At 71.5% G+C, this 3,894-nt stretch carries 4 protein-coding genes and 1 pseudogene; 3 read left to right on the top strand and 2 right to left on the bottom strand.

What is annotated here, in order from left to right; translation table 11 throughout:
* Positions 1 to 209: 209 nt before the first annotated feature.
* Both CCN42_RS07855 and CCN42_RS07850 read left to right on the top strand, forming a co-directional pair.
* Entirely contained in the window at positions 210 to 671 is a 462-nt protein-coding gene (locus tag CCN42_RS07855; RefSeq protein ID WP_086734049.1) for a universal stress protein, read from the top strand.
* Between the two features lie 149 nt (positions 672 to 820).
* A complete protein-coding gene (locus CCN42_RS07850) occupies positions 821 to 2,245 on the top strand; it encodes an amino acid permease (RefSeq protein WP_086734047.1) in 1,425 nt (474 codons plus the stop codon).
* Here the strand turns inward: CCN42_RS07850 and CCN42_RS07845 are convergent.
* Positions 2,232 to 3,047: an alpha/beta fold hydrolase gene (locus CCN42_RS07845; RefSeq protein WP_086734046.1), complete on the bottom strand. Its 816-nt coding sequence runs from the start codon at positions 3,045 to 3,047 to the stop codon at positions 2,232 to 2,234. The two genes, CCN42_RS07850 and CCN42_RS07845, sit on opposite strands and share 14 nt — an antisense overlap.
* A gap of 57 nt (positions 3,048 to 3,104) precedes the next feature.
* On the opposite strand from CCN42_RS07845, the gene CCN42_RS07840 reads away from it, so the two are divergent.
* The gene (locus CCN42_RS07840) at positions 3,105 to 3,578 is read left to right on the top strand and encodes a MarR family winged helix-turn-helix transcriptional regulator (RefSeq protein WP_086172718.1); all 474 of its coding nucleotides are present in this window, start codon (positions 3,105 to 3,107) and stop codon (positions 3,576 to 3,578) included.
* 45 nt (positions 3,579 to 3,623) lie between these two features.
* On the opposite strand, the pseudogene CCN42_RS07835 reads toward CCN42_RS07840, so the two are convergent.
* A pseudogene (locus tag CCN42_RS07835) lies at positions 3,624 to 3,894 on the bottom strand (CapA family protein); the annotation flags it as partial.

Raw genomic sequence — 3,894 nt, 5'->3', positions numbered from 1 at the left:
TGCTCAGCCGGCACCGTCGAGCAGGGCCCGGCGCCGGCTGAGCAACTGATCCTTCTTCATGCACTCATCAGTCGCCCGGCCCGGACCCGGCGCACCACGGCGGCACCGGTGCGGCGGCATGAATCCACCCGGGCGGCCCATGCCGGGCCGTCAGCCGGCACTCCCCCCGGGCCGACGGCGGGAACCACTGGTTCCGGTAGCCTCGGGCCGTGACGGAACAGCACTCCCACCAGTTCGAACGGGGCACGGACGGGCCGAAGGTCATCCTGGTCGGCGTGGACGGCTCGGAGTCCTCGCTGCGGGCGGCGGCCTACGCGAGCGGGCTGGCCCGGCGGCAGCGCGCGCTGCTCGCCGTGGTGTACGTGCAGCCGGTGCTGGCGGCGGGCGCGGCGCTCGGGGCGCCGGTCGCCGCCACCACCGACGAGATCGCCGAGGACCTGGTGGCGCAGATCCGCGAGGCCGCCGAGCGGGTCAAGGGGATCTTCGAGGTGCGGTGGGAGTTCCACACCTTCCACGGCGACCCCTACAACGGCCTGGTGACGGCGGCGGACGAGCTGAAGGCCGACGCGGTGGTCGTCGGCGCCTCCGAACAGGCGGGCCACCGGATCGTGGGTTCGGTCGCGGTCCGGCTGGTCAAGGCGGGGCGCTGGCCGGTGACGGTGGTGCCGTAGCCTCCGCCGTTCGCCGCCGGGGCGTCCTGCCCGCGTCTCTTCCGTGCCTACCTGCCCGGTCCGCCGTGCGTGGCGTCTTCCCTCGGGCCGTCGGCTGAGCCATCATGATCCGCCGTCAGCCGTTTGCCGATCGCGAAGAGGTGAGGCGCATGGCCGGGCTCCGGGCGGGCGAAGGGGTTCTCCGCCGCAAACCCATCGAACACATCGAGGAGACGGAGGTCGGTGAGGGGACCCGCCTGGACCGCTCCCTCGGGCTGGGGCAACTGACCGCTATCGGGGTCGGCGGCATCATCGGCGCGGGCATCTTCACGCTCGCGGGCACGGTGGCCAACGGCACGGCGGGGCCGGCGGTGCTCGTCTCGTTCCTCATCGCCGGTGTGGCGAGCGCCGCGGCGGCGCTGTCGTACGCGGAGTTCGCGGGCCTGATCCCGAAGGCGGGCTCCGCCTACACGTACGGCTACGCGGTACTGGGCGAGCTGGCGGGCTGGTTCATCGGCTGGGACCTGCTGCTGGAGTACACGGCGATCGTGGCGGTGGTCGCCATCGGCATCTCCGGCTACTTCAGCTTCCTGGTGAACGAGTTGGGCGCCGATCTGCCCGCGTGGATGCTCGGGGCGCCCGGCACCGGCGAGGGGCACCGCATCGACCTGTTCGCGGCGCTGCTGTGTCTGCTGATCGCTTATCTGCTGACCCTCGGCATCAAGAACGCGGCCCGTTTCGAGACGGTGGTCGTGGTGCTGAAGGTGCTGGTGGTGCTGCTGGTCATCGGCGTCGGCGTGTTCCACATCGACTCGTCGAACTACAACCCGTTCTTCCCGTACGGGGTGAGCGGCGCTTTCACCGGTGCGGCGACCGTGTTCTTCGCGGTGTTCGGCTACGACGCGATGTCGACGGCGGCAGAGGAGTCGAAGGACGCCCAGCGGCACATGCCGAAGGCGATCATCTACTCGCTGGTGATCTCGATGGTGCTGTACGTGGCGGCCTGTCTGGTGCTGACCGGCATGCAGCACTACAGCGAGATCGACAAGGAGAGCGGCTTCTCCACCGCGTTCAAGTCGGTGGGGCTGGACGGGCTGGCGAACGTGATCGCGGTGGGCGCGATCATCGGCATCCTCACCGTGATGTTCACGTTCATGCTCGGGGTCACCCGCGTCTGGTTCGCCATGTCCCGGGACGGGCTGCTGCCGACGTGGTTCGCCAAGACGCACCCGACCCGGCACGTGCCGACCCGGGTGACCTGGATCGTCGGGGTGGCGTCGGCCGCCATCGCTGGGTTCCTGCCGATCGGCGAGGCGGCCGAGCTGACCAACATCGGCATCCTGCTGGCCTTCGTGGTGGTGTGCGTGGCGGTGATCGTGCTGCGCTACCGGCAGCCGGAGCTGCCCCGCACCTTCCGGACGCCGTGGATGCCGTTCGTGCCGGCCGTGGGCGTGCTGTTCTCGATCTGGCTGATCACGTTCCTGCAGTGGCAGACCTGGGCGCGGTTCGCCGTGTGGTTCGCGGCCGGGCTGGTGCTCTACTTCGCCTACTCGTACCGCCACTCCAAGCTGGCGACCGCCGCTAGAGAGAGCTGAGGAAGTCCAGCAGGACGGCGTTGTACTCCTGCGGCTTCTCCAGGTTGAGGTAGTGACCGACGCCCTCGATGGTGACGGAGCGGCCGCCGGGTGTCGCGGTGGCGAGCCGCTCCGCCGCGGCGAGCAGGTCGGCGGGCTCCAGGGTGCCGTTGACGGTGAGCACCGGGACGCGGACGCCGGGCACGCGGGACCAGCTGCCGGCCGACGGGACGCGCCAGTCCTTCTCGCCGGGCGTGTGCTTGGAGACCGTGTGCAGGGCCATCTCGCGCAGCCGGCGCGGGATGGCCGGGTCGATCGCGTCGGCGCTGCGGTGCTCACCGGGGACAACCCGGACGAAGACGTCGAGCCAGCCCTCGATGTCGCCCGCGCTCAGGGTGCGGGCGTACTCGGCCAGGATCTCCTGGTGCCAGGGGTCCGTGTACTGCCAGTCGGCGGTCGCGGAGCCGCTGACGACGGCCGCCCGCACGAGGTCCGGGTGCTCCAGCAGGGTGTCGGTGACGATCGCCCCGCCCATCGACACCCCGACCAGGACCGCGGGCCCGGCGTCGAGGTGGCGCAGCAGGGCGGCGAGATCGCCGGCCCAGGTGAACGGCTGGGAGGCGTTGGCCGACCAGCCGTGGCCGCGGACGTCGGGGGCGATCACCCGGTGGCCGGCGGCGAGGGCGGGGATCTGGTGGTCCCAGAACCGGTGGTCGGTGAACCCGGAGTGGACCAGGACCACGAGATCCCCGGAGCCCGTGTCGAGGTAGGCGAGGTCGCCGTCGGCAGTGGGGAAGGAGCGGAGGTCCGCAGCAACAGTCATGACAACCAAGGTGTCATCTTCTGCGTGGTTTGACAACCGGGATGTCATGATGGCGGGGTGAGTGACACCGGCAAGCCCCTCCCTCCCGACGAACTGGGCCATCGCCTCACCGAGGTGTTCGACCTGGTCGGCCCGCTGTACCGGCGGGTTCAGCGCGCGGTCGAACAGGGCGAGGCCGTCGAGGGCCTGTCCGTCGGCGTGCGCGCCGTACTGGACCTGCTGCACAAGCACGGGCCCATGACCGTCCCCCAGATGGGCCGCGCCCAGGCCATCAGCCGGCAGTTCGTGCAGCGCATGGTCAACGACGCGGCGGCCCGCGGCCTGGTGGAGAGCATCCCCAACCCCGCCCACCAGCGGTCCTCGCTGATCCGGCTCACGGACGAGGGCCGGTCGGCGATCACCGCCGTCCTCGCCCGGGAGCACACGGTGATGCGCGAGGCCGGGGGCGAGCTGACCGAGGCGGAGGTGACGGCCTGCCTGCGGGTGCTCGGCGAGATGCTGAAGATCTTCGACCACGTGGACGTGAACTGACCGGCGCCCGCCGCACAGGGCCCCGGGAGACCGTCGCGCCGGGACCTACTCCCCCATCAGGAGCCCGTCCTCGGCCGCGCCCCGGCTGAGCGCCACGTCCCGGATGCGGTCGCGCACCCCGCGCACGTCGGCGCCCTGGGCGAGGGCGCGGTTCAGGTCGACCACCCGGCCGGCGTCGATGTCGAACAGCTGGGGCACGAACTCCGCCCGGGTCACCTCCCAGCGCCCGCCGGGCCGGGCGGGCGGTGGGAAGGTGACCCGGGCGACGGTGGACTGGTTGCCGCGCGGGTCGGGGGCGCCCGCGTGGTTGTACATC

It is taken from the genome of Streptomyces glaucescens, assembly GCF_002154375.1.
Classification (GTDB): Bacteria; Actinomycetota; Actinomycetes; order Streptomycetales; family Streptomycetaceae; genus Streptomyces; species Streptomyces glaucescens.
The sequence above is the reverse complement of the archived record's forward strand: the minus strand, read 5'-3'. Positions and strand labels throughout refer to the sequence as shown.